A 21,701-nucleotide genomic window follows, 5' to 3' on the forward strand; every position below is an offset into this window, starting at 1 on the left:
TGGCCAGCCCCTTGCGGGGCCTCACAGGCCGAGAGCCCGGCCGAGCGCTACGGTGGCGAGCCCCGCCGCGACGGCGGCGAGTTCGAAGCGGGTCAGCGCCATCACGGCGGCGGCGGCCGCAAGGCCCGCAAGGCCGGGCAGGCCGGCCGAGAGCCCGGTCGGCAGCGCGGTGGCGACGACGATGGAGCCCGGCAGCGCCCGCAGCGCCCGCTCGACCCGGGGGGTGAGCCGCACGCGGCTCATCAGCACCACGCCGGAGGCGCGGCACAGATAGGTGACGAGGGCGAGCGCCAGGATCGCCACGGCGGAGCCGGCCGGGCCGGCGAGCCAGTCCGCGCTCGCCCCCGGGCTCACCGCGCCGCCCCGTCATCGACCAGCGCGCCGGTGACCAGCCCCGCGAGGGCGCCCGCCGCGATGAAGCCGTAGCCCGGCACGACGTGCTGCACCACGAGCGCCACCGCTCCCGAGACCAGCCACGGCAGGGCCGGGCGGACGCCGCGCCAGAGCGGAGCCAGCATGGCGGCGAAGAACACCGGCATGATCATGTCGAGAGCGTAGACGCGCGGCTCGGACACGAGCGCGCCGGCGAAGTGCCCGCCGGCGGTCGACAGCACCCAGAGCGGCCACAGGCCGGCGCCGGCCCCGACCAGCACGCCGAGATCGTTGCCGCCCTCCGCCCGGTGGCGCACGCCGATGAGCCAGCTCGCATCGACCAGCACGAACAGGCTGAGCGCCGTGCGCCAGGGCGGCGAGCCGCGCATCCAGGGCTGGATCGTCGCGCCCATCAGGATCATGCGGGCGTTGATGAGCGCCGTGACGGTCATGGCCGCCAGAAGCGCGCTCAGCGTCCAGGGGCGGCCCCAGACCTCCAGCGTCACCATCTGCGAGGCCCCCGCATACACGAAGGCGCTCATCGCGGTCGCCTCCGCCAGGGAGAGCCCGCGCTGCGCCGCCGCCGCCCCGTAGGCGGCGCCGAACACCGCGATGCTCGGCCAGATCGGCAGGCTGAGGCGCACGCCCCGGAGGATCCCGGCGCGGGTGAAGGGCGCGGCTGTGGATGTCATCGGTGCGGGGAGCATCGGGGCGGGACGAGCCCGCAGGGGTGCGGCCGCGCCGCCCCGGAATCAAGCGCCGAGCCTTGCACCGGCAGCAGGGCGCCCCCGGCCGCGGCGCAGGCCCCTGGAGCCGGCTCGGCGCGCCGTCCGCTCAGGCGAGGCGCTTCAGCGCGGTCACGGGCCCCGATCCGGCGGCGGCGATCCGGGCGGTGGCGACCGAGAGGGGCTCGACCGCCACCGCCATGTGGTGGCCGTTGGCGTGGATCAGGCGCTCGCCGTCCAGCATCAGCCCGACATGGCCGCGCCAGAACACGAGGTCGCCCCGCCGCAGGCCGGCGGGATCGACAGGGAGGTGTGTGCCGAGGCCGCGCTCCTGCATGTCGGCGTCGCGCGGGGCCGCGAGGCCCGCTTCCCCGAGGACGAGCTGGACGAGGCCGGAGCAGTCGAGGCCGAGGCTCGACCGGCCGCCCCACAGGTAGGGCGTGCCGACGAGCCGCTCCGCCGTGCCGGCGATATCCGCCGCGCGCGCATCGGGCGCGGACAGATGCGCCGCCCACACGGCCCCACCGCCCGCGAGCAGCGCGTAGCCGGCCTCGGTCGCGACGACGCTCACCCGCGCGCCGAGGCTGAGATGCCCCAGCGGCGGGCGCTTCAGGTCCGGGGCCGGGAAGACGAAGCTGCGCAACGCCGTCACCCGGTGGGTCGGGGCGGGATCGGGCGGGCCGAGCGCGGCCGCCGGCAGGTAGCCGACATAGCCGTCCAGGCCGAGCTGCACGAAGGCCCAGCCGTCCGCGACCTCGTAGACGGTGACGGGGTCGCCGCACAGGGCCTCGGTGTCGAGGGCGGCGTCCGCGCGCGGGGCGCGGCGCAGGGGCGCGAGCATCGCCGTCACGCGCTGCGGCGTGCCGGGGACGTAGCGGGCGGCCTCGACGAGGCCGCGCAGGCGCTCGTCGGCGAGATCGGGGCGGGCCGGCGTCAGGCGCGGGTCCCGGGGGAGGGCGGGGGGAAGCGTCACGGCCCGGAGTCTTGCCTGGCGATCCGGGCCGGACAAGGGCGGCGCGCCTCCCTCGGGGATGCGCAGGTCGCGCAAACCTGCGACAACATGCCCGGGGTCAGTACCGCGCGGCCGGCCGGGACGCTCACCGAAGCGAATTTCCGAAGTGGCAGCAGCGCGTAGACCGAACCGGCCGTGCCGCCAGGGCGGACCGCGCTGCCGAGCATGGCTGAAATTCGCCGTGCTGCACTGCAACAAGGGCCGCGTTTGCGCTATTCTCCGGTGATGATGATGAGCCGTCCCGTGAAGAAGCCGATCGACAAGAACCGCCCCCTGCCGCCCATTCGGGTGCGCCGCGAGCCGCCGACGGTGGCCGAGGCCGTGGCGGCGGCCCAGGATCTCGCCGACGACCTCGAGCAGCAGGTGGAGATCGCCGCCGGGCTGATCGGCCTGCCGCCGGACGAGGTGCGCCCGCACGTGCTCCAGGCCGCCAGGCCGCGCTCGGAGCGCGCGCCCGAGCGCATCATCAGCTCCGGCAACGGCCTGCGCGGTCCCCGCACGGTGATCGTCGAGCGCAAGGTCGGCCGCCCCCTGGTCGAGCGCCGCACCCGCCCGCCGGTGGACTGGCGGCGCTGAGACCCGCCGTCGAGACCGGCGTGGATCGCCGCGCCGCGGCGAGACGCTCGGATGACGACGTGTCCGAAGCCCGGGAAGGCCGCCTGCGGCCGGGACCCGGTGCGGCCGGCGATGCTCAGAACATCCCGTTCGGATTGGCCGACGACCCGGGCATGACCTGCAGCACGTCCCAATGTTCGACGATCCGGCCCTCGGCATCGAGCCGGAAGATGTCCATCGCCGCGTAATCGTGGTCGCCGGGCCAGTGCTGGAGGCAGTGCAGCACGACCAAGTCGCCTTCGGCGATCGCCCGCTTGATCTCGACCCGCTTGCCCGGCCATTCCCGCGCCATGCGCTCGAAATAGGCGATGAAGCCGTCCTTGCCGGTCGCCACGTGCGGGTTGTGCTGGATGTAGTCGTCGCCCGCGTAGCGCTCGATCGCCTCGCGCGGCCGGCACTCGTTGAACATCAGCTCGTAGAAGGCGATCACGGCCGCCTTGTTCCGCGCGGGGTCGGTCATGCGCTCTCCCTCGGCGGTGAGCCGGGGCGTCCCGCCCCGCCGCCCCCGCCGGAGCCGGGCACGGAGCCCGGTCTCAGTGCCGGAAGTGGCGGTGTCCGGTGAACACCATCGCGAGGCCGGCCTCGTCGGCGGCGCGGATCACCTCGTCGTCCCGCATCGAGCCGCCGGGCTGGATCACCGCGGTCGCCCCCGCCTCGGCGGCGGCGAGAAGGCCGTCCGCGAAGGGGAAGAAGGCGTCCGAGGCCACCACCGCGCCGCGGGCGAGGCTCTCGGGCAGGCCCGCCGCCTTGGCGGCCTCGGCGGCCTTCCAGGCGGCGATGCGGGAGGAATCGACCCGCGACATCTGCCCGGCCCCGATCCCGACGGTGGCGCCGTCCTTCGCGTACACGATGGCGTTCGACTTCACGTGCTTGGCGACCCGGAAGGCGAAGCGCAGATCGGTCATCTCCCGCTCGCTCGGCGCGCGCCGCGTCACGACCCGCAGCGGCATGTCGTCCACCACCGCGGCGTCCCGGCTCTGCACCAGGAAGCCCCCCGCCACGCTCCGCCAGAGCGTGCCGGGCTGGCGCGGATCGGCGAGACCGCCGGTGACGAGCAGGCGCAGGTTCTTCTTGGCGGCCACGATCGCGGTCGCCTCCTCGCTCGCCGCGGGCGCGATGATGACCTCGGTGAAGATCTCGACGATGCGCCGCGCGGCCTGCGCGTCGAGGGGCCGGTTGAGCGCCACGATGCCGCCGAAGGCCGAGACCGGGTCGCAGGCCAGCGCCCGCTCGTAGGCGGCGAGCAGCGAGGCGCCCTCGGCCACGCCGCACGGGTTGGCGTGCTTGACGATGACCACCGCGGCGGTGCGACCGGGATCGAACTCGGACACGCACTCGAAGGCCGCATCCGTGTCGTTGAGGTTGTTGTAGGAGAGTTCCTTGCCCTGGAGCTGCCGGGCGGTGGCGACGCCGGGCCGGGCCGCGCCGGCGGTGCGGTAGAAGGCGGCCTGCTGGTGCGGGTTCTCGCCGTAGCGCAGGCCCTGGCCGAGGGTGCCGCCGAGCGCCTGGAACACGGGCGCGGCCTCCTCGGCGGGGCCGGTCTCGCCCAGCCACGCGGCGATCGCCGCGTCGTAGGAGGCGGTGCGCGCGAAGGCCTTGCGGGCGAGGCGGCGGCGGGTCGCGCGGGTGACCGCGCCGCCCGTGGCGTCGAGGTCGGCCAGCACGGCGGCGTAATCCGCCACGTCGACCACCACCGCCACGTCCTCGTGGTTCTTGGCGGCGGCCCGGATCATCGCGGGGCCGCCGATGTCGATGTTCTCGATGCACTCCGCGGGCGGGCGGCCGGCCGCGAGCGTCGCCTCGAACGGATAGAGGTTCACCACCAGGAGATCGATCGGCTGGATGCCGTGGGCGAGCATCGCCGCCTGATGCTCGGGGTTGTCGCGCACGGCGAGCAGGCCCCCGTGCACGCCCGGATGCAGGGTCTTGACCCGCCCGTCCATCATCTCCGGGTAGCCGGTGAGGTCCGAGACCTCCGTGACGGCGAGCCCCGCCTCGCTGAGCGCCCGGTGCGTGCCCCCCGTCGAGACCAGGGCGACGCCCCGCTCCGCCAGCGCCCGGGCGAAGTCGATCAGCCCGCTCTTGTCGGAGACCGAGAGCAGCGCGCGGGTGACGGGGATGAGGTCGCTCGCCATGGGCTACGGATCCTGGCAACGGGGCCAGCCCCCGGGCGTCGCGGAGGGCTGGTGGAAGAGATGCGGCGCCCGGTAGCAGAATCCACCCTGCGGGGCCAGATGCTGCACTGCAAAATCGTGAGATGGCTTCAGAGTTTCCGGAAGCGCCACGCCACGCGGGTGCCGTCCTGGACCGTGAGGTGAAGCACGATCTGCTCGGTGCGCCGCGCCCCATTGGAGGCGGCGAAGAACACGCTCTCCTCGATCACCGGGTCGATGCCGTCCGCCTCGAACAGCCACGCCTCGCCGGGGGCCGCGAGGCGCACCGCCCGGCCCTCGCGGCCGACCCGCAGGGAGGGGTGAAGGTGGAAGCGGATCGCCGCCTCGACCGGGTCCGGCTCGGCGCGCCCGTGCGTCCCGGCGCGTCCGGGCCGCTCGGCGCCCACGAAGGCGTCGTCGCCCTGGAGCAGGGCGCCGTCCGCCGAGAGGCGCCAGCGGCGCTCGTGGATGAGGCCGAGGGTCGGCGCGTAGCCGTCGTGGCGGGCGGCCAGCACCTGGGTGCCGCTCTCCTGCCCGCGCTCCACCGGCACCTCGGCCGGGCCGCGCACGATGACCGGGCCGATCCGCCCCTTGAGCCACGCGGCCAGGGGATGCGCGATGCCGGGCCCGGGCGGGTTGAGGAAGCGGCAGGAGGAGGCGTCGGCGAGCACGGCGGTGGAATAAGCCGCGCTGGTGCGCGACAATTGCCGCATCTCCTCCCCGCTCGCCGGCATGCCGCAATTCACCACCAGGCGCTGCGCCCCGCTGGAGAGTTCGAACGAGAGGCAGCCCGCCCCCGCCAGGGTCGAGTAGGCGGGGCTCGGCGCCGGGCCGACATCCGCGACCACCAGCGTGGCGCCGCCTTCGAGCCGCGCGTAGCCCGTATGCGGCGCGTGCATCAGCGGCTGGGCGAGCACGCCGTCGTAGATCAGCAGCGTCGCGAGCTGGTCGGCCTCCGTCGCCCCCATGCCGTTGTGGTGGCCGAGCGAGGCGTCGGCGTGGCGCAGCAGCCGCAGCAGCGGCAGCATCCGGTCGATCGCGTTGAGCAGCGCCTCCGGCGGGGCGGTGTCGCGGGACAGGAAGCTCTGGCGCAGGGGCAGCAGGTCGAGGAGCAGCTCCTTGACCACGGCCGGGTTGCGGCTGCGGTGGCCGCCGTCCGGCAGGATCTGGCGGGAGAGCTCCCGGGTGAGCAGCCGCACGCCCCGGCGCAGCACGGGCTCCAGCCCGTCGCAGCACAGGCCCGCATAGGTGAGCGCTACCGCCGCGCTCAGACGCTCGCGCGGGGGGATGCCCCGGCCGAGCGCCCGGTCGAGGGTGCGCACGCAGCGCCCGAGCGATTTCAGGAAGGCGTGGTAGAAGGCGTGGTCCGCGCCCTCCAGCACGAGGGGCGACTGGGCGAGCAGCGAGATCAGCCGCCGCGCCGTCACGTGCGGGCGGTTGGCGATCTCCCGGTCGCCCCGGCCGGCCATGAAGTCCTGCACGAAGGCGCGGGCGTTGGAGCGGGCGAGCGCGCTGTCGGCGGCGCGCAGGTGGCGCAGCCAGCCGAAGCCGTAGAGCGCCTCGCCCCATTCGGGCGAGGGCGGCGCGAAGTCAAAGGGCGAGCGCCCGCCCGTGGCCAGCGCCCGTCCGGCGAAGACGAACAGGCCGGCATAGATGTCGGCCGCCAGGGTGGCGTCGCTGGTGCGCAGGTCGTGCGGGGCGATGACGAGGCGGGTCGGCTTCAGGCGCGACAGGGCCGAGGGGCCCGAGCGGAGCCGCGCCGCGCCGCGCCGCAGGGTGCGGCCGGCCTCCTGACCGACGAGCCGGTAGAACCGCCAGCGGTCAGGCCCCCACTGCACGCAACCTCCTTGGCGTCGCCTCGGGGCGACCGGCCCGATCCGGGCCCACGATCAACCATTGGTGAAGGATGACGGCGGCGTCAAACCGAGCGGCCGCCCTTGTGAACAGCTTCGCCGGCCTAGGCCGGATTCCGGCCGCGCCGCAACCGTACGGCGAAGAAGCCGTCGAGCCCGCCGCGGTCCTCCCCGGCCGGCCAGTGGCAGGGGAGGGTGCGCAGCTCGCCGCGCGCCGTGACGAAGCCCGCCTCCCCGCCGACCTCGCCGGGCGCGACCGGCTCGCGCCGGAAGTCCGGATGGCGGGCCAGGAAGGCCTCGGCCTGGGCCTCGCCCTCCTCGGGCTCCAGCGAGCAGGTGCAGTAGACGAGGCGCCCGCCGGGGTGCAGCAGGCCGGCCGCCTTGTCGAGGAGGCGGGCCTGGAGGACGGTGAGCCGCGCGAGGTCCCCTTCGCGCTTCGTCCAGGCGACGTCGGGATGGCGCCGGATCGTGCCGGTGGCGGTGCAGGGCGCGTCGAGCAGCACGGCGTCGTAGGCCGCCTCGTCCGGCAGGGCGAGGGCATCGGCCGCGAGCGTCTCGGCCGAGAGCGTCAGCCGCCCGAGATTCTCCTCCAGGCGCCGCAGGCGCGCGGCCGAGCGGTCGACGGCCAGCACCCGGGCGCCTGCGGCCGCGAGCTGCGCCGTCTTGCCCCCCGGGGCCGCGCAGAGATCGGCGACGCGCTCGCCGGGACGCACGCCGAGGAGGCGGGCGGGCAGCGCGGCGGCCGCGTCCTGCACCCACCACGCGCCCTCCGCGAAGCCCGGCAGCTGCGGCACCGGTGTGCGGGCGTCGTCGAGGCGCAGGCTCCCGCCGGTCGGCAGCAGCCGGGCCCCGAGGCGCTCGGCCCAGATCTCGGCGTCGGCGGGCACCGTGAGGTCGAGGGGAGCGCCCCGGGCATGGGCCTCGGCGATCCCGCGCGCGGCCGGCGCGCCGTAGGCCGCGCTCCAGCGCGCCGCGAGCCAGGCCGGGGTGTTGAGCCCGAGGGGATCGGCGTCGCCCTCGGCCCGGATGGCGGTCTTCTCGCGGGAGACCCGGCGCAGGACCGCATTCACGAGGCCGGCGAGGTGGCGCATCCGGCCATCGCCCTTGGCGAGCCGCACCGCGAGATCCACCGCCGCGTGGTCCTGGACGTTGAGGTAGAGGATCTGCGCCGCGCCGGTGGCCAGCACCGCGAGGAGCTTCGGCTGATCCTCCGGCAGCCCCTGCGCGAGGCGGGCCCGCAGGGCGTGGCGGATCACCCCGAAGTGCCGGAAGGTCGTCGTCGCGATCGCGCGGGCGAGGCCCAGGTCCTGGCCCGGGAGGGCGGCGCGCGCGGCCGCCGGATCGAGCACGTCGTCGAGCGCGGTGCCGGAGCGCGCCCCGAGGAGATCGGCCACGCTCGCGGCGGCGAGCCGCCTCGCCGGCAGGCCGGCCACCGTATCGTCGTGCTGGTCGTCCATTCCGGAATGCCGCTCCCGCCTTGACGTCGCGTCGCGTCCCCTCCACCTGCAGGGGAGGGGCGGCGCGCGAGGGGCCGGGGTTGGCACCGCGGCGCCCCGGATGCAAGCGGGAGTGCGATGCGGACAATGGACGAGACCAATCCGCCGGGGGCGGCGCAGAAGGCCGTGAGTCCCAAGGCCCTGAATCCCGCCGCCGCGCGGGCGCTCGCCGAGGCGCAGGCCCGCCGCGAGGCCATCGATGCCCGCGCGGCCGAGATCCGCCGCGAGCGCGAGATCGACGGCCGCGGCGGCCTGGAGCCGGTCCGCTACGCGGACTGGGAGGTGAAGGGGCTGGCGACGGATTTCTGAGGCGGCGGCGATGGGACTTCTCGACGGCCTTCTCGGCCACGGCAGCGACGTCAGCCCCGCCGACGTCGCCCGGGAACTCGACGGGATGCTGGTGGCGGGCGAGACCGTGCAGGTCGCCTTCCGGGTGGTGCGCGACCTGATGGTGTTCACCGACCGGCGCCTGATCCTGGTGGACCGCCAGGGCCTCACCGGGCGCAAGGTCGAGTACCTGACCGTGCCCTACCGCGCCATCACGTCGTTCTCGGTCGAGAATGCCGGCAGCTTCGACCTCGATTCCGAGCTCAAGATCTGGGTCTCGGGCCAGCCCGCGCCGATCGCCCGCACGCTCAAGCGCGGCGCCGACATCCGCGGGATCCAGCAGGCCATCGCCGGCTCGCTGCGCTGAGGGGAACGTCGCGCCTCCGCCCCCGTTGGCTCCGCGCAACCCCGGAGGAGCCGATGGCCGAGACCACGATCAAGAAGGTGTCGGGCGAGACCTCGCCCCGCGGCCCCCAGGGCGAGCGCTACCTCGCCTCGGGCAAGCGCGTGTCGATGCGGCTGTGGGAGAACGAGCCGCCCACCGAGGACAAGCCCGCGGCCGCGCGCGACTACGAGACGGTGGGCTACGTCGTCGCGGGCCGGGCCGAACTCGTCCTCGAAGGTCAGACCGTGCGGCTGGAGCCCGGGGATTCGTGGCTGGTGCCGGCGGGCGCCCAGCACAGCTACCGCATCCTGGAGACCTTCACGGCGGTGGAGGCAACGGCGCCGCCCGCCCAGGTTCACGGCCGCGACGCGTAGCACGGGCGCGAGGCATGGATCGCCGGGGCGCAGGCCTCGGACATTCGTACGCCTTCCGCTGCGGAAAGGGCTGCCCAACCTCCCGGCCGTTCGGCTAGACTTGCGGGCGTGAGGGGGAGGCGGACGTGACGGAACGGCACAGGATCGTGGTGGTGGGCGGCGGGGCGGCCGGGCTGCAACTCGCCACCAAGCTCGGCGACCGCTACGGGCGGCGCAAGGAGGCCGAGGTCACGCTGGTCGACCGCTCGCGTACCCATATCTGGAAGCCGCTGCTGCACGAGGTGGCGGCGGGCAGCATGGATGTGGGCCATCACGCGGTGGATTACCTGCACCACGCCCATGCGCATCATTTCCGCTACCGCATCGGCCAGATGACCGGCCTCGACCGCGAGCGCCGGGAGGTCCGGCTCGCGGCGAGCCACGACGCGGAGGGGCGCGAGGTCACGCCCGCGCGCGCGGTGCCCTACGACACGCTGGTGATCGCGGTGGGCAGCGCCAGCAACGATTTCGGCACGCCCGGCGTGAAGGAGCACGCCATCGCCCTCGACACGCCGGACCAGGCCGAGCGCTTCCACCGCCGCCTCGTCAACGCGATGATCCGCGCCCACGCGCAGCCCGATCCGGTGCGGCCGGGGCAACTGCACGTGGCGGTGATCGGGGCGGGCGCCACCGGCACCGAACTCGTGGCCGAACTCCACCGCACCACGCGCCACGTCGCGGCGACCGGCCTCGACCGGATCGACCCGGACAAGGACCTGAAGCTCACCCTGATCGAGGCCGCCGACCGCATCCTGCCGGCGGTGCCCGAGCGTCTGTCGCAGGACGTGATGACGCTGCTCGCCGGGATCGGCGTCGAGGTGCGCACGAAGGCGCGGGTGACGGAGGTGCGCCCGGACGGCGTGCTGCTGGCGGATGGCGGCTTCGTGCCGGCGGAACTCACGGTCTGGGCCGCGGGCGTGCGGGCACCGGACGTGCTGCGCGAGATCGGCGGGCTCGAGACCACCCGCAACAACCAGCTCGTCGTCCTGCCGACCCTGCAGACCACCCGCGATCCCGACGTCTTCGCCATCGGCGACTGCGCCCACCTGGTCGACCAGGCCACGGGCGCGCCGGTCCCGCCCCGCGCCCAGGCCGCCCACCAGCAGGCGACGCACCTGCTGCGGCAGATGCCGAACCGCCTCGCGGGCCGCCCGCTCGCCCCGTTCCGCTACCGCGACTTCGGCTCGCTCGTGTCGCTCGGCGAGTACACCACGGTCGGCAACCTGATGGGCTTCATCCGCGGCAAGAACGTCTTCATCGCCGGGCTCTTCGCCCGGATGATGTACCAGTCGCTCTACAAGATGCACCAGCAGGCCCTGCACGGCACCTGGAAGGTCGCCCTCGACACCGCGGCCCGCGCGCTGACGCGGCACACCGAGCCGCGGGTGAAGCTGCATTGACCCGGTTGCGGCGGCCGAGGATCGGTGCTCCTGTGCCGGCCCGGATGGCGCGACCGTCCGACCAGGGAGGGGGAGACGCACATGATCCTCGTGAGCGTGATGTATCCGGGCGGGGCGGACGCGCCCGCCTTCGATCTCGACTACTACCTGCGCCACCACATGCCGCTCGTGCGCGAGCGCTGGTCCACGATGGGGCTGGAGAAGGCCGAGGTGGTGAAGGCCGCCGCGACCCCGGACGGCAGCCCGCCGCCCTTCCAGATCATCGCACTCCTGACCTTCCGGTCGCTGGAGGACTTCCAGCAGGCCGCGGCCCGGCACGGCAAGGAGATCTTCGCCGACATCCCGAACTTCACCAAGGCGCAGGCCGTGGTGCAGATCAACGAGCCGCAGGCGTGGTGACGGCCGGCGGATGATCGACATCGTCAAGGTGCTCCGGGAGCAGCACCCGGATCTCGGCCCCTACGTCATCGCCCTGCGGCCCGCCTCGGGCCTGATCGCGCCGGACGATTCCGGCGCGCTCGCCGAGGAGGTGCGCGACTGGGCGCGCGCCGAGGCGCCGAGCGCGGTGCTGAGCCTGCGGCCCGTGACCTACGCACCGTTTCCGGGCTGGCCGGAGGAGACGCGCACCCTGGAGGTGGTCTCCTTCGCGGATGCGGCAGAGCTCGCCCGGTTCGCGACGCGCTGGACGCATTGAGGCGGCGGGGTCACTTCGCCTGGGCGGTGGCGTTGATCAGCTGCCGCTGATCGGCCTCCGCCTGGCGGGCGCTGAGCATCAGGCCGACCTCGATGCACAGCATGAGCAGGATCCCGGCGAGGAGCGCGATCACCGCCGCCTGCCCGCGCGGGCTGAACGCGACGACGACGGGCGCCGGCGCGGGCAGGCCGGGCTCGGCGGGCGGCGCGACCGGCGCCTCCGCCGGGGCCGCCGGCTCCGGGGCGGGGCGCTCGAAGTGCGGGCGGTAGGCGCCCACCGGGATCCGGATGCGCACGCCGAGGTCCGCACCCGCCTGGGCGTAGCATTCGTCGAGGGCGCGTCGCAGGCGCCCGGCCTCCACGCGCACGCTCGGGTCGAGGGTCGGATCGAAATCGGCGCCGCGGCCGAGCGCCTGGGTGGCGATGGTGTAGGCCTTGAGGGCGTTCCCCTGTCCGGCCAGCTCCTCGTCCACCACGAAGCGCAGGAAGCTCGCGAGCTTCGGCGAGCGCGCGAAAGGGGGCCGATTCAGGAGGATGTCGAGCGTGGCCCGGATCTCCGGCTCCGGAAGGACCCCGCCGCGTTCAACCATGATCGCCCGCCCCTGCCGGCTCCCACCGACCGTCCGGCACCGCCGTCGCGGCGGCACCCCATAAACCCCTCATGAGTATCATGGCGACCATTCCCCAGGAAGGCGGATCCCGGCCCTCGCCGGGCGGTCGAGGTTTGCGCATGCAATATACCAGTGATTGACGCAAGTGTCCTCGGACGCCAATGTCCCCCGACGCAAGCGTCCTCGGTGGACGCGCTCAATCGATGCGCTGGGGAAACGGCACCGTGAAAAGCAGGCGCCGGGCCTCGTCGCTCACCTCGACCCGCCAGTGATGCCAATCCACCCGGACGGTCTCCGGTCCCTCCATCGCCTCCTCGATGAGGGCGCAGGCCTGGTGATGCGCCTCGCCCAGATCCCGGCAGTCGAGACCCGCCTCATCGGGCATACTGCGCGTCGCATCGACAACGTCGAAGAAGAAGCGGGGCACGGGGCGTTCCGGCACGTGAGCGGACCGGCGAATCATCGTCCGCGGGCACGCTGAGCCCCCTCACTCTGCCACAACCGGGAGCTCCGGCCAAGAAGTTCCCCGCAAAGGGCCGGGTCATCCAGAAGGTCAGAGAGCGAACGGCACCGTGCAGGCTCGCTGCGGCAAGGCGCTGTGCAAGGAGATGCCCGGGATAATCTCGCAAACCGGAGATCGGCGCACGACAAGGGTTCGGGATGTCGGCCCGTGCGGCGGCGGCGGGGCATGGGGCGGGCTTCGGACGCGGTGGCGGGGCCGGCCTCACTCGATGGGTCGGCGCGCGGCGGAAGGGGCCGTCGGCGCGCCGCGCTGGCCGGCGAGACTGCCGCGCAGGAGAGCGTCGAGGGCGCGCCCGGCCTCGGCGGTCCCTTCGCGCAGCACCCGCTCGCGCAGGTCCGGCGGAAGGGCGGCCAGCGTGCGGGCGGCCTGCGCGGCGGTCGCGGCGGCCGCATCCGCCGGATCGGCCGCCCCGGTCCGGGCACCCCGCTCCGGCTCCGCCGGGCGGCCCGGCGCGAAGGCGGCGATGAGGCCGATCACCAGCGCGGCGCGCAGCCAGAACCCCATCGTCCATCCCCGGCTCCTCGGTCGCCGGATTCTCGCCGCCGCCGGTGAAGCGATCCTCACCGGCGCCCGCGCCGTTCGCCAGAACCGTGTTCCATGCTTAACGCGGCCGGTTTTGCGTCGCGCGGAGGCGCCTGATAGCGTCGTGCGACGCAAATCGGCGGGAGTATGCGATGACGAGCGCGGCGGGCCTGCGGGCAGCCAACGATGCCCGATCCCAGGGCGACGTGGCCCCGAACGACCTCGAGGCGTGGTGGCTGCCCTTCACGGCCAACCGCGCCTTCAAGCGCAACCCCCGCATGATCGCCCGCGCCAAGGACATGCACTACTACACGCCGGACGGGCGCGCGGTGCTCGACGGCGTGGCGGGCCTGTGGTGCTGCAACGCCGGCCACAACCGCGCCTCGATCGTCGCGGCGATCCAGGCGCAGGCGGCCGAACTCGACTTCTCGCCCGCCTTCCAGTTCGGGCACGCGGGCGGCTTCACGCTGGCCTCGCGGCTCGCCGCGATGGCGCCGGGCGATCTCGACCACGCCTTCTTCTGCAATTCGGGCTCGGAGGCGGTGGACACCGCCCTCAAGATCGCGCTCGCCTACTGGAACGTGCGGGGCGAGGGCGGGCGCACCCGGCTGATCGGGCGCGAGCGCGGCTATCACGGCGTCGGCTTCGGCGGCATCTCGGTCGGCGGCATCGTCACCAACCGCAAGTTCTTCGGGACGCTGCTCGCGGGCGTCGACCACCTGCCCCACACCTACTCGCGCGAGCACCAGGCCTTCACGATGGGCGAGCCCGACTGGGGCGCGCATCTCGCCGACGATCTGGAGCGCATCGTGACGCTCCACGACGCCTCCACGATCGCGGCGGTGATCGTCGAGCCGATGGCGGGCTCCACCGGCGTGCTGCCGCCGCCCAAGGGCTACCTGCAGCGCCTGCGCCAGATCTGCGACCGGCACGGCATCCTGCTGATCTTCGACGAGGTGATCTGCGGCTTCGGGCGCCTCGGTCACGCCTTCGCGGCCGAGCGCTACGGCGTCGTGCCGGACATGATCACCTTCGCCAAGGCGGTGAATTCGGGCACCGTGCCGATGGGCGGCGTGCTGGTGAGCAGCCGCATCTACGACGCCTTCATGAAGGGCCCCGAGCGCACGATCGAACTCTTCCACGGCTACACCTATTCGGCGCATCCGCTCGCCTGTGCGGCGGCGCTCGCCACCCTCGACGTCTACCGCGACGAGGACCTGTTCGGGCGCGCCAAGCGCCTCGAACCGGTCTTCGCGGAGGCACTGATGTCCCTGCGCGGGCTGCCGAACGTGCTCGACATCCGCACCCTCGGGCTCGTCGGCGCGATCGACCTCGCCTCGCGCCCCGACGCGGCGGGCGCGCGCGCCTTCGAGGCGATGGACCGCGCCTTCCAGGACCTCGGCCTGATGATCCGCATCACCGGCGAGACCATCGCGGTGACGCCGCCCCTCATCATCAGCGAGGATCAGATCGGCGAACTCGTGGACAAGCTCGGCCGGGTGATCCGCGCGGTGGCGTGAGGTGCCCCCTCGCGACCGGAACGGGGCGCAGCCCCGTTCCCCACCGTTAGAATTTTCTGAGCGAAACGCTCAACCGATTTAGTCTAGCCTGAATCCGCGCGCCCGGCATAAGGTCCGCTCGACGACGCACGCCACGTCCTTTCCCGACAACAACAAGCACGGGTTCCATGCCGACCGACATCGAGATCGCCCGCGCGGCCACCTTGCAGCCGATCAGCGCCATCGCCGAGACAATCGGCATCCCCGATGCGGCGCTGCATCCCTACGGCCGGCACATCGCCAAGATCGACCACGCCCACATCGCCTCCCTGGAGGCGAAGCCCGAGGGCAGGCTGGTCCTGGTGACGGCGATCAGCCCGACGCCCGCGGGCGAGGGCAAGACCACCACGACGGTCGGCCTCGGCGACGCGCTCAACCGCATCGGCAAGCGGACCGTGATCTGCCTGCGCGAGCCCTCGCTCGGCCCCTGCTTCGGCATGAAGGGGGGGGCGGCCGGCGGCGGCAAGGCGCAGGTGGTGCCGATGGAGGCGATCAACCTCCACTTCACGGGCGACTTCCACGCCATCACCTCGGCCCACAGCCTGGCGGCCGCGCTGATCGACAACCACATCTACTGGGGCAACGGACTCGACATCGACCTGCGCCGCATCGCGTGGCGGCGCGTCGTCGACATGAACGACCGGGCGCTGCGCTCCATCACCCAGTCGCTCGGCGGCGTCGCCAACGGCTTCCCGCGCGAAGACGGGTTCGACATCACGGTGGCCTCCGAGGTGATGGCGGTGTTCTGCCTCGCCCGCGACCTCGCCGACCTGGAGGAGCGCCTCGGCCGCATCGTCGTGGCCGAGACCCGCGACCGCAAGGCCGTGACGCTCAAGGACCTCAAGGCGACCGGCGCCATGACGGTGCTGCTGAAGGACGCGCTGCAGCCCAACCTCGTCCAGACGCTGGAGGGCAGCCCGGCCCTCATCCACGGCGGCCCCTTCGCCAACATCGCGCATGGCTGCAACTCGGTGATCGCCACCCGCACGGGCCTGCGGCTCGGCGAGTACGCGGTCACGGAGGCCGGCTTCGGCGCCGACCTCGGCGCGGAAAAGTTCATCGACATCAAGTGCCGCCAGACCGGCCTGTCGCCGAGCGCCGTCGTCATCGTGGCGACCGTGCGCGCGCTCAAGATGCATGGCGGGGTCGAGAAGAAGGCCCTCGGCAGCGAGAACGTCGAGGCCCTGGAGAAGGGGTTCGCCAACCTCGCCCGCCACGTCGAGAACGTGCGCCGCTTCGGCCTGCCGGTGGTGGTGGCGGTCAATCACTTCCACGCCGACACCGAGGCCGAGCACGCCGCTCTCAAGGCGCTCTGCCGCGAGAAGCTCGACGTGGAGGCGATCACCTGCCGCCACTGGGCGGAGGGCGGCGCGGGCGCCGAGGACCTCGCCCGCGCGGTGGTGGCGCTGGCCGAGTCCGGCGCGCCCAAGACCCCGAACTTCGTCTATCCCGAGGAGGCCAAGCTCTCGGACAAGATCCGCACCATCGCCCAGACCCTCTACGGGGCGGCGGACATCCAGATCGAGTCGAAGGCCGCCGCCAAGCTCGCGCAGTTCGAGAAGGACGGCTACGGGCGGCTCCCGGTCTGCATGGCCAAGACCCAGTACTCGTTCTCCACCGATCCGGGCCTGATCGGCGCGCCGAGCGGGCACGTGGTGGCGGTGCGCGACGTGCGCCTCTCGGCCGGGGCCGGGTTCGTGGTGGTGATCTGCGGGGAGATCATGACCATGCCGGGCCTGCCCAAGGTGCCGGCGTCAGAAGGGATTTACCTCGACGCCAACGGGCAGATCGAGGGGCTGTTCTGACCCCCGCCGCGCCCGCCGTCAGTCCCGGTCCGGGTGGCTGTGTCTGCGGCGGATGCGCTGCACGGTCCAGGCGACGGCGAGCGCGATCGGGGGCACCGCGAGCGCGGTGCCGATGGTGGCGTCCACCGGCAGGTGCGCCGCATGCGCGCCCTCCAGCATCAGGTGGACGAGGCTCGCCACGTAGTAGGTGATCGCCGCGACGGACAGCCCCTCGACCGTCTGCTGCAGCCGCAGCTGCAGCGTCACCCGCTCGTTCATCGCCTGCAGCTGCGCGTGGTTCTGGCGCTCCAGATCGACGTCGACCCGGGTGCGCAGCATCTGGGCGGTGCGCGAGAGCTTGCGCGAGAGCGTGTCCTGGCGCTCGGCCGTGGCGATGCAGGTGCGGATCGCCGGATTGAAGCGGCGGGCGAGGAAGACCGACCAGCTCGTGCGGCCCGGGATCGCCTGCTCGCCGATCGCGGTCAGGCGCAGGCGGATCAGCTCATCGTAGGCGCGCGTGGCGCCGAAGCGGAAGAGCGAGCGGGCGGCGCCCGCCTCCAGCTCCGCCGCAAGCGCGATCAGCCGGTCGAGCAGGGCGTGGTTGGCCGCGAAGCCCTCGCTGCCGCGCATCTCCTCCATCAGCTCCGGCAGCGCCGTCTCGATGCGGCGGATCGCCGGGGCGAGGGCCTGCGCCTCCGGCAGGCCGAGGAGCGCGAGGGTGCGGTAGGTCTCGATCTCCATGACCCGCTGCACCAGGGCGCCGGCCGCGACCCGGGTCATGCCCCGGTCGGCCACCAGGATGCGCACGAAGCCGTGCGGATCGGGCTGGAAATCGGTGGCGATCACCGCCGCCCCGCCCTCGGCCTGCGCCACCGCCAGCGAGGCGGGCGTGAAGGCGGCGGCGATCTCGGGCGGCACTTCGCCGGCGCCGGCGACCAAGAGATGCAGGTCCACCGCCACGAGGAGATCCCCGGGCTGGCTCAGCCCCTCCATGACGCCGGCCAGCGCGTCCGGCTGCGGCTGGAAGGCGAGACCCTGCCCGTCCGCGAACTCCCAGGTGTAGGTCGTGAACTCGCTGTGGCTCTCCCAGCGCAGGATGGCGCCCGAGAAGGCGACCCGGTGCTGCTTGGCCCCCGGCGGCGGACCGGGCAGGCCGAGCGAGGCGCAATAGGCGTCGAGGGCGGCGCGGTCGGCGCTCGCCGCCTCTCCGTCGGTCAGGAAGGCGTAGTGCAGGAAGCGCCGGGGCGTGGCGACCGGCATGAAGGGGCGGGCGTGAACCTCCGCCAGCACCCGTGCCCGCAGGGGATGGTCGTTGAGCCGCATGCGCCCCCGTGCCCCGCCGCGGCGGATGCCCGAGGCTTGGCCGAGGCGAGGGCTCACGTCAACGCGCTCGACGGTCGCGCGCCGGCCTTTGCGGCGGGGCCGTGCGGCCCTATCCCTGCATGGGGGAGCGGGAACCCGGGAGAGGCCGATGGACAACCGCAACGCGCTCTGGCGCCACGTCGATGCCCGCAGGGAGCGGCTGCTCGCCCTCGCCGACCGCGTCTGGGCGACGCCCGAGGTCTGCTACACCGAGGCGCGCTCGGCCGCCGCCCATGCGGAGGAGCTGCGCCACCAGGGCTTTGCCGTCACCGAGGGCGTCGCCGGCATCCCCACCGCGCTCATCGGCGAGGCCGGGGCGGGCGGGCCGGTGATCGCCTTCCTGGGCGAGTACGACGCGCTGCCGGGGCTCAGCCAGGAGGCGGGCGTCGCCGCGCACCGCCCGGTGGAGGCCGGCGGGCCGGGGCACGGCTGCGGGCACAACCTGCTCGGGGCGGCGGCCCTGCTCGCCGCCAGCGCCGTGAAGGACTGGCTCGCCGAGACCGGGCAGCCGGGCCGGGTGCGCTACTACGGCTGCCCGGCCGAGGAGGGCGGGGCCGCCAAGGCGTTCATGGTGCGGGCGGGCGCCTTCGCGGAGGCCGAGGCGGCGATCACCTGGCACCCGTCGAGCTTCTGGGAGGTGGCGCCTCCGCTCGCGCTCGCCAACACCCGGGCCGACTTCACCTTCACGGGCCGGGCCGCCCACGCGGCGGCCGCCCCCCATCTCGGGCGCAGCGCGCTCGATGCCGTCGAGCTGATGAACGTCGGCGTCAACTACATGCGCGAGCACATGCCGGACGACGCCCGGGTGCATTACGCGCTGCTCGACGCGGGCGGCATCGCCCCGAACGTGGTCCAGGCCCATGCCCGGGTGCGCTACTCCATCCGCGCCCGCGATCTGCCGGGCATGCGCGACCTCGTGGGGCGCGTGCGCCGGATCGCCGAGGGGGCGGCGCTGATGACCGAGACCACGATGGAGATGCGCGTCGTCAGCGCGGTCTCGGACCTCGTCGGCAACACGCCCCTCGAAGAGGCGCTGCACGGGATCATGGAGGATCTCGGCCCTCCGCCCTTCGACGAGGAGGATCGCCGCTTCGCGCGCGCCATCCAGGAGACGCTGAGCCCCGGCGACATCGAGGCGGTCTACCGCACCATCGGCCGGCCCCGTGGGGACGCGCCGCTCGCCGACTTCCTCGTGCCGCGCGACGCGCGGCGCAACCCTGCGGTCGGCTCGACCGATGTCGGCGACGTGAGCTGGGTCGTGCCCACCGTCCAGGCCCACGCCCCGACGGTGGCGGTCGGCACGCCGTTCCACACCTGGCAGGTGGTGGCGCAGGGCAAGGCGCCGGCCGCCCACAAGGCGGTGGTGCAGGTCGCCAAGGCGATGGCGGCGCTCGGCGCGGCGCTCATCGCCGATCCGGCCCTGCGCGAGGCCGCCCGGGCCGATCTGCGCGCCCGCACCGGCCCGGAGGGCTACCTCTCCCCGCTGCCGCCGGAGGTGGAGCCGCCGCTGACGATGTCGCGGGGCTGAGGCGCGGGGCGGCGGGCGCCAGGATGCGCGGACCGGGACCGCCGAGGGGCGGACGGACGGCGTTGGGTCGCCCCCTGACTTAGCGGCGAATTGACCTTGGCGGCGGATCGGAACGCCTCCCGAACCGCTGCAGACGCAACCATCTCCGAGAGGGATCTGATACAAGCAGTCATTGAAAATGACTGCTGATCCGGTTCTCGATTTTTCGTCAAATCTCTGATTTGGCCTCGAACGATCGAGATGGCTCAACTGGCCGATTCGTCAGCATCTTGAGCCGTTGGTGTGGCTGCGATGATGTGGCGGGATGAGGACGCGGGGGATCACGGTCAGGCCGTTCCTCGCAGGCGAACCGCCGCACCTCAGATCATGGTCGGTCCATGTGACGAGGCTCTTGTCGGCGATCTTGGCGGCCTCAGCCGCCTTGGCATGGATGACCGGGTTGATGCGGCCATGTGCTTGCCCAATAAGGCTTGCTCTGACTTCTCGCCGATCCGGGCGCAAATCTTGCCTTTTGAGGCGTGGATGATCTCACTTTGAGGGTGTTAACTATCTGATATGCTCAGGGTGCTTCCGATCGAATGCCCGAGACGACAGGTAGGCATATCCGATGCCGGAGCCGATGACGGCGCCAACCACGATCAGGAGCAGAGTTGTCGAAGCCATGAGTCAACCCTCGCTTTTCATGAATCGAAGAGCGAAGTGCCCTGCGAGTGGGAGGGCCAAGCCAGCGCCGACCCACCGCAGATCCACCTGCTCCGATCCTACACGCTGCCCAATGTAAGGCACGATGAATGCGGCACCAAGGATCGCGGCTCCGAGGGTGTTGCAGAAGCTGCCGATCAGCTTGATGTGCTCGTTGTGCTTTTTCGCATCCAGCTTACGGAATGACTCATCGCTGGCGAGTCGCTTGCGCCGGCGGCCAAGGAAAATGCCTATAAGCTGTCCGAAAGCCCAGGCTGTCGCCGGCACTGCGAGCCCGAGCACAAGGCCGGAAACAAGTGGCCAGAGGCTGACTATAAAGTCGACTATCTGCACGAGCCCTGCCGTTCGGATCATCTGTATGTTACGATCATTCAGGGCACTGCGTCAGCGTCGCCTGCGCAAATCGCCGCGGTCAAGTATCCTGCGGGCAGAGTTGCGGTTTGATGACCGGGCGTGACATCGCCATGGTGATCGCCGCCGTGGATCAGGTCAGCGTATCGACCGTCCCGGATGTCGGGGGTCCTTGGGGCGCCAAGTTCTTCCTCGTCATGGATCCGGCCAGTGGCTCCCTCATGGCACGCTGACCGAAACGACCGCGCCGCCAAGATGATCTCAGGCACACCGGCCGTGCTCCCGGCGGGGAACTTGGCCCACGAACCGCGCACGATACGGCCTGCACGGCCGGCCGAACGCGTCACTTCACGCCTGTGCCTCCCGCGTCGACAGCCACCACCCCTCTCCCGCCACCCAGGCGCTCGCGTCCGGCGCCGTCCCCCGGTGCAGGCTGCGCACCCGCTCCATGCCGCCGCGCGCGAAGGCCGCGGCGAGGCGGGCGGCGGCGGCGGGATCGCGGGCGCCCAGGCAGGGGATGAAGGCGGCGCGCGACAGGAAGCGGGCATCGAGCACCTCCGCCGGCCGGTCCGGCCCGCGGCGCGCGGCCAGCAGCATGCCGCCGCCGCCGCGCTCGGGCGTGAGCGGCAGGATCAGGCGCCCGGCGGGCGAGAGGGCGTCGAGCCAGACCGCCAGCGGCTCGGCGGCGCCCGCGCTCACGTAGATCAGGTCGGATTCCGGCAGCGGCGGAGCCGCCCCGGAGCGGGCGTGGACCGTTACGCACGGATACGCCGCCAGCGCCCGCGCGGCCGCGGCGGCGAGATCCGGATCGACCTCGTAGGCGTCGATCCGCCCGCCCGGGCCGACGAGTTCGGCGAGGATCGCCGTGTAGTAGCCGCCGCCGATCCCGACCTGCAGCACCCGCTCGCCGGGCCGCGGGGCGGCGGCCGCGAGGCAGAGCGCGTGCAGGCTCGGCTCGCCGTTGTTGATCCCGGCCTCCGGCCGCAGCGCCACCAGCGCGTCGCGGCAGAGCCCGGCCGGCTCGTCCGCCGGCACGGTGTCGAACCCCGCCTCGTCCATGACGAGCCACGGGCCGGGGCCGCAATAGCGCTCCCGCGGGACGGTGGCGAAGGCGCGGATCAGGGCCGCGTCGCGCGCGCCGGCGCGCGCGGCCACCGTCGCGGCGTAGGCGGCACGCTGTCGGGCGAGGTCGTCCATCGCGGGGTCTCGCGGCGGGGCCCGCAGGAGGCGCGCGGGCGCGGCTCCCTGTCCGGCGAACGGCCCCGGGGCCGGCCCGGTTCCGGGGCCGCCCGACCTTAAAAGAGCCGCGTTGTAC

At 73.2% G+C, this 21,701-nt stretch carries 24 protein-coding genes; 11 read left to right on the forward strand and 13 right to left on the reverse strand.

Annotation, left to right across the window (positions count from 1 at the left end; all coding sequences use genetic code 11):
• Window positions 1–21: 21 nt before the first annotated feature.
• The 3 genes from MFF61_RS02185 to MFF61_RS02195 form a co-directional block, all read right to left on the reverse strand.
• The gene (locus MFF61_RS02185) at window positions 22–354 is read right to left on the reverse strand and encodes an AzlD family protein (protein ID WP_238233474.1); all 333 of its coding nucleotides are present in this window, start codon (window positions 352–354) and stop codon (window positions 22–24) included.
• Window positions 351–1,064, reverse strand: a complete 714-nt coding sequence (locus MFF61_RS02190) for an AzlC family ABC transporter permease (RefSeq protein WP_238233475.1) — start codon at window positions 1,062–1,064, stop codon at window positions 351–353. Before MFF61_RS02190 ends, MFF61_RS02185 begins: the two co-directional genes overlap by 4 nt.
• A 142-nt stretch (window positions 1,065–1,206) precedes the next feature.
• Window positions 1,207–2,070: a C40 family peptidase gene (locus tag MFF61_RS02195; protein ID WP_238233476.1), complete on the reverse strand. Its 864-nt coding sequence runs from the start codon at window positions 2,068–2,070 to the stop codon at window positions 1,207–1,209.
• Window positions 2,071–2,352: 282 nt separating this feature from the next.
• Here MFF61_RS02195 and MFF61_RS02200 point away from each other — a divergent pair, with 282 nt between their 5' ends.
• Entirely contained in the window at window positions 2,353–2,685 is a 333-nt protein-coding gene (locus MFF61_RS02200) for a hypothetical protein (RefSeq protein ID WP_373324553.1), read from the forward strand.
• A gap of 115 nt (window positions 2,686–2,800) precedes the next feature.
• Here MFF61_RS02200 and MFF61_RS02205 read toward each other — a convergent pair whose 3' ends face one another.
• The 4 genes from MFF61_RS02205 to MFF61_RS02220 form a co-directional block, all read right to left on the reverse strand.
• Window positions 2,801–3,184 carry a nuclear transport factor 2 family protein gene (locus MFF61_RS02205; protein WP_238233477.1) on the reverse strand — a complete coding sequence of 128 codons (384 nt, stop codon included), beginning with the start codon at window positions 3,182–3,184 and terminating at the stop codon, window positions 2,801–2,803.
• A gap of 73 nt (window positions 3,185–3,257) precedes the next feature.
• Window positions 3,258–4,859: a bifunctional phosphoribosylaminoimidazolecarboxamide formyltransferase/IMP cyclohydrolase gene (purH, locus tag MFF61_RS02210; RefSeq protein ID WP_238233478.1), complete on the reverse strand. Its 1,602-nt coding sequence runs from the start codon at window positions 4,857–4,859 to the stop codon at window positions 3,258–3,260.
• 128 nt (window positions 4,860–4,987) lie between these two features.
• Entirely contained in the window at window positions 4,988–6,715 is a 1,728-nt protein-coding gene (locus MFF61_RS02215; protein WP_238233479.1) for a heparinase II/III family protein, read from the reverse strand.
• 119 nt (window positions 6,716–6,834) lie between these two features.
• Window positions 6,835–8,187, reverse strand: a complete 1,353-nt coding sequence (locus tag MFF61_RS02220) for an RsmB/NOP family class I SAM-dependent RNA methyltransferase (RefSeq protein ID WP_238233480.1) — start codon at window positions 8,185–8,187, stop codon at window positions 6,835–6,837.
• Between the two features lie 126 nt (window positions 8,188–8,313).
• Between MFF61_RS02220 and MFF61_RS02225 the strand changes: the two genes are divergently transcribed.
• The 6 genes from MFF61_RS02225 (at window position 8,314) to MFF61_RS02250 (ending at window position 11,445) form a co-directional block, all read left to right on the forward strand.
• A complete protein-coding gene (locus MFF61_RS02225; protein ID WP_238233481.1) occupies window positions 8,314–8,535 on the forward strand; it encodes a DUF1674 domain-containing protein in 222 nt (73 codons plus the stop codon).
• Window positions 8,536–8,545: 10 nt separating this feature from the next.
• Window positions 8,546–8,920, forward strand: a complete 375-nt coding sequence (locus MFF61_RS02230; RefSeq protein ID WP_238233482.1) for a PH domain-containing protein — start codon at window positions 8,546–8,548, stop codon at window positions 8,918–8,920.
• A 53-nt stretch (window positions 8,921–8,973) separates the two neighbouring features.
• Window positions 8,974–9,312, forward strand: coding sequence for a cupin domain-containing protein (locus tag MFF61_RS02235; RefSeq protein WP_238233483.1), 339 nt, complete (start codon window positions 8,974–8,976; stop codon window positions 9,310–9,312).
• A gap of 125 nt (window positions 9,313–9,437) precedes the next feature.
• Window positions 9,438–10,751: an NAD(P)/FAD-dependent oxidoreductase gene (locus MFF61_RS02240; protein ID WP_238233484.1), complete on the forward strand. Its 1,314-nt coding sequence runs from the start codon at window positions 9,438–9,440 to the stop codon at window positions 10,749–10,751.
• Between the two features lie 81 nt (window positions 10,752–10,832).
• A complete protein-coding gene (locus MFF61_RS02245; RefSeq protein ID WP_238233485.1) occupies window positions 10,833–11,150 on the forward strand; it encodes an EthD family reductase in 318 nt (105 codons plus the stop codon).
• Between the two features lie 10 nt (window positions 11,151–11,160).
• The gene (locus MFF61_RS02250; protein ID WP_238233486.1) at window positions 11,161–11,445 is read left to right on the forward strand and encodes a hypothetical protein; all 285 of its coding nucleotides are present in this window, start codon (window positions 11,161–11,163) and stop codon (window positions 11,443–11,445) included.
• Between the two features lie 10 nt (window positions 11,446–11,455).
• Here the strand turns inward: MFF61_RS02250 and MFF61_RS02255 are convergent, their stop codons facing one another.
• The 3 genes from MFF61_RS02255 to MFF61_RS02265 all read right to left on the reverse strand — a co-directional run bounded on the left by MFF61_RS02255 (window position 11,456) and on the right by MFF61_RS02265 (window position 13,082).
• A complete protein-coding gene (locus tag MFF61_RS02255) occupies window positions 11,456–12,034 on the reverse strand; it encodes a hypothetical protein (protein ID WP_238233487.1) in 579 nt (192 codons plus the stop codon).
• Window positions 12,035–12,251: 217 nt separating this feature from the next.
• Window positions 12,252–12,482: a DUF6894 family protein gene (locus MFF61_RS02260; RefSeq protein WP_238233488.1), complete on the reverse strand. Its 231-nt coding sequence runs from the start codon at window positions 12,480–12,482 to the stop codon at window positions 12,252–12,254.
• Window positions 12,483–12,779: 297 nt separating this feature from the next.
• Entirely contained in the window at window positions 12,780–13,082 is a 303-nt protein-coding gene (locus MFF61_RS02265) for a hypothetical protein (RefSeq protein ID WP_238233489.1), read from the reverse strand.
• A 170-nt stretch (window positions 13,083–13,252) separates the two neighbouring features.
• Between MFF61_RS02265 and aptA the strand changes: the two genes are divergently transcribed.
• Both aptA and MFF61_RS02275 read left to right on the forward strand, forming a co-directional pair.
• A complete protein-coding gene (gene aptA / locus MFF61_RS02270; protein WP_238233490.1) occupies window positions 13,253–14,620 on the forward strand; it encodes an omega-aminotransferase AptA in 1,368 nt (455 codons plus the stop codon).
• A 167-nt stretch (window positions 14,621–14,787) separates the two neighbouring features.
• Window positions 14,788–16,464 (forward strand): formate--tetrahydrofolate ligase, encoded by a 1,677-nt coding sequence (locus MFF61_RS02275; RefSeq protein ID WP_238233491.1) that lies wholly within the window; start codon window positions 14,788–14,790, stop codon window positions 16,462–16,464.
• Window positions 16,465–16,482: 18 nt separating this feature from the next.
• Here MFF61_RS02275 and MFF61_RS02280 read toward each other — a convergent pair whose 3' ends face one another.
• Window positions 16,483–17,766: a DUF3422 family protein gene (locus MFF61_RS02280; RefSeq protein ID WP_238233555.1), complete on the reverse strand. Its 1,284-nt coding sequence runs from the start codon at window positions 17,764–17,766 to the stop codon at window positions 16,483–16,485.
• 148 nt (window positions 17,767–17,914) lie between these two features.
• On the opposite strand from MFF61_RS02280, the gene MFF61_RS02285 reads away from it, so the two are divergent.
• Window positions 17,915–19,333, forward strand: coding sequence for an amidohydrolase (locus tag MFF61_RS02285; protein WP_238233492.1), 1,419 nt, complete (start codon window positions 17,915–17,917; stop codon window positions 19,331–19,333).
• A gap of 666 nt (window positions 19,334–19,999) precedes the next feature.
• On the opposite strand, the gene MFF61_RS02290 is transcribed toward MFF61_RS02285, so the two are convergent.
• The gene (locus tag MFF61_RS02290; RefSeq protein ID WP_238233493.1) at window positions 20,000–20,389 is read right to left on the reverse strand and encodes a hypothetical protein; all 390 of its coding nucleotides are present in this window, start codon (window positions 20,387–20,389) and stop codon (window positions 20,000–20,002) included.
• An 89-nt stretch (window positions 20,390–20,478) separates the two neighbouring features.
• Between MFF61_RS02290 and MFF61_RS02295 the strand changes: the two genes are divergently transcribed.
• Window positions 20,479–20,619, forward strand: a complete 141-nt coding sequence (locus MFF61_RS02295) for a hypothetical protein (RefSeq protein ID WP_238233494.1) — start codon at window positions 20,479–20,481, stop codon at window positions 20,617–20,619.
• 115 nt (window positions 20,620–20,734) lie between these two features.
• Here the strand turns inward: MFF61_RS02295 and MFF61_RS02300 are convergent, their stop codons facing one another.
• The gene (locus tag MFF61_RS02300) at window positions 20,735–21,583 is read right to left on the reverse strand and encodes a class I SAM-dependent methyltransferase (protein WP_238233495.1); all 849 of its coding nucleotides are present in this window, start codon (window positions 21,581–21,583) and stop codon (window positions 20,735–20,737) included.
• Between the last annotated feature and the right edge of the window lie 118 nt (window positions 21,584–21,701).

The organism is Methylobacterium isbiliense, from assembly GCF_022179325.1.
In the GTDB taxonomy this organism is placed as follows: Bacteria; Pseudomonadota; Alphaproteobacteria; order Rhizobiales; family Beijerinckiaceae; genus Methylobacterium; species Methylobacterium isbiliense.

What these genes read in the sequence shown, in the direction of transcription:
- MFF61_RS02190 (WP_238233475.1), bottom strand. Translation starts at nt 1,064, where the DNA reads ATGACATCCACAGCCGCGCCCTTCACCCGCGCCGGGATCCTCCGGGGC.
- MFF61_RS02205 (WP_238233477.1), bottom strand. Translation starts at nt 3,184, where the DNA reads ATGACCGACCCCGCGCGGAACAAGGCGGCCGTGATCGCCTTCTACGAG.
- purH (WP_238233478.1), bottom strand. Translation starts at nt 4,859, where the DNA reads ATGGCGAGCGACCTCATCCCCGTCACCCGCGCGCTGCTCTCGGTCTCC.
- MFF61_RS02220 (WP_238233480.1), bottom strand. Translation starts at nt 8,187, where the DNA reads ATGGACGACCAGCACGACGATACGGTGGCCGGCCTGCCGGCGAGGCGG.
- MFF61_RS02225 (WP_238233481.1), top strand. Translation starts at nt 8,314, where the DNA reads ATGGACGAGACCAATCCGCCGGGGGCGGCGCAGAAGGCCGTGAGTCCC.
- MFF61_RS02230 (WP_238233482.1), top strand. Translation starts at nt 8,546, where the DNA reads ATGGGACTTCTCGACGGCCTTCTCGGCCACGGCAGCGACGTCAGCCCC.
- MFF61_RS02235 (WP_238233483.1), top strand. Translation starts at nt 8,974, where the DNA reads ATGGCCGAGACCACGATCAAGAAGGTGTCGGGCGAGACCTCGCCCCGC.
- MFF61_RS02245 (WP_238233485.1), top strand. Translation starts at nt 10,833, where the DNA reads ATGATCCTCGTGAGCGTGATGTATCCGGGCGGGGCGGACGCGCCCGCC.
- MFF61_RS02250 (WP_238233486.1), top strand. Translation starts at nt 11,161, where the DNA reads ATGATCGACATCGTCAAGGTGCTCCGGGAGCAGCACCCGGATCTCGGC.
- MFF61_RS02255 (WP_238233487.1), bottom strand. Translation starts at nt 12,034, where the DNA reads ATGGTTGAACGCGGCGGGGTCCTTCCGGAGCCGGAGATCCGGGCCACG.
- MFF61_RS02265 (WP_238233489.1), bottom strand. Translation starts at nt 13,082, where the DNA reads ATGGGGTTCTGGCTGCGCGCCGCGCTGGTGATCGGCCTCATCGCCGCC.
- aptA (WP_238233490.1), top strand. Translation starts at nt 13,253, where the DNA reads ATGACGAGCGCGGCGGGCCTGCGGGCAGCCAACGATGCCCGATCCCAG.
- MFF61_RS02275 (WP_238233491.1), top strand. Translation starts at nt 14,788, where the DNA reads ATGCCGACCGACATCGAGATCGCCCGCGCGGCCACCTTGCAGCCGATC.
- MFF61_RS02280 (WP_238233555.1), bottom strand. Translation starts at nt 17,766, where the DNA reads ATGCGGCTCAACGACCATCCCCTGCGGGCACGGGTGCTGGCGGAGGTT.
- MFF61_RS02285 (WP_238233492.1), top strand. Translation starts at nt 17,915, where the DNA reads ATGGACAACCGCAACGCGCTCTGGCGCCACGTCGATGCCCGCAGGGAG.
- MFF61_RS02290 (WP_238233493.1), bottom strand. Translation starts at nt 20,389, where the DNA reads ATGATCCGAACGGCAGGGCTCGTGCAGATAGTCGACTTTATAGTCAGC.
- MFF61_RS02295 (WP_238233494.1), top strand. Translation starts at nt 20,479, where the DNA reads ATGACCGGGCGTGACATCGCCATGGTGATCGCCGCCGTGGATCAGGTC.
- MFF61_RS02300 (WP_238233495.1), bottom strand. Translation starts at nt 21,583, where the DNA reads ATGGACGACCTCGCCCGACAGCGTGCCGCCTACGCCGCGACGGTGGCC.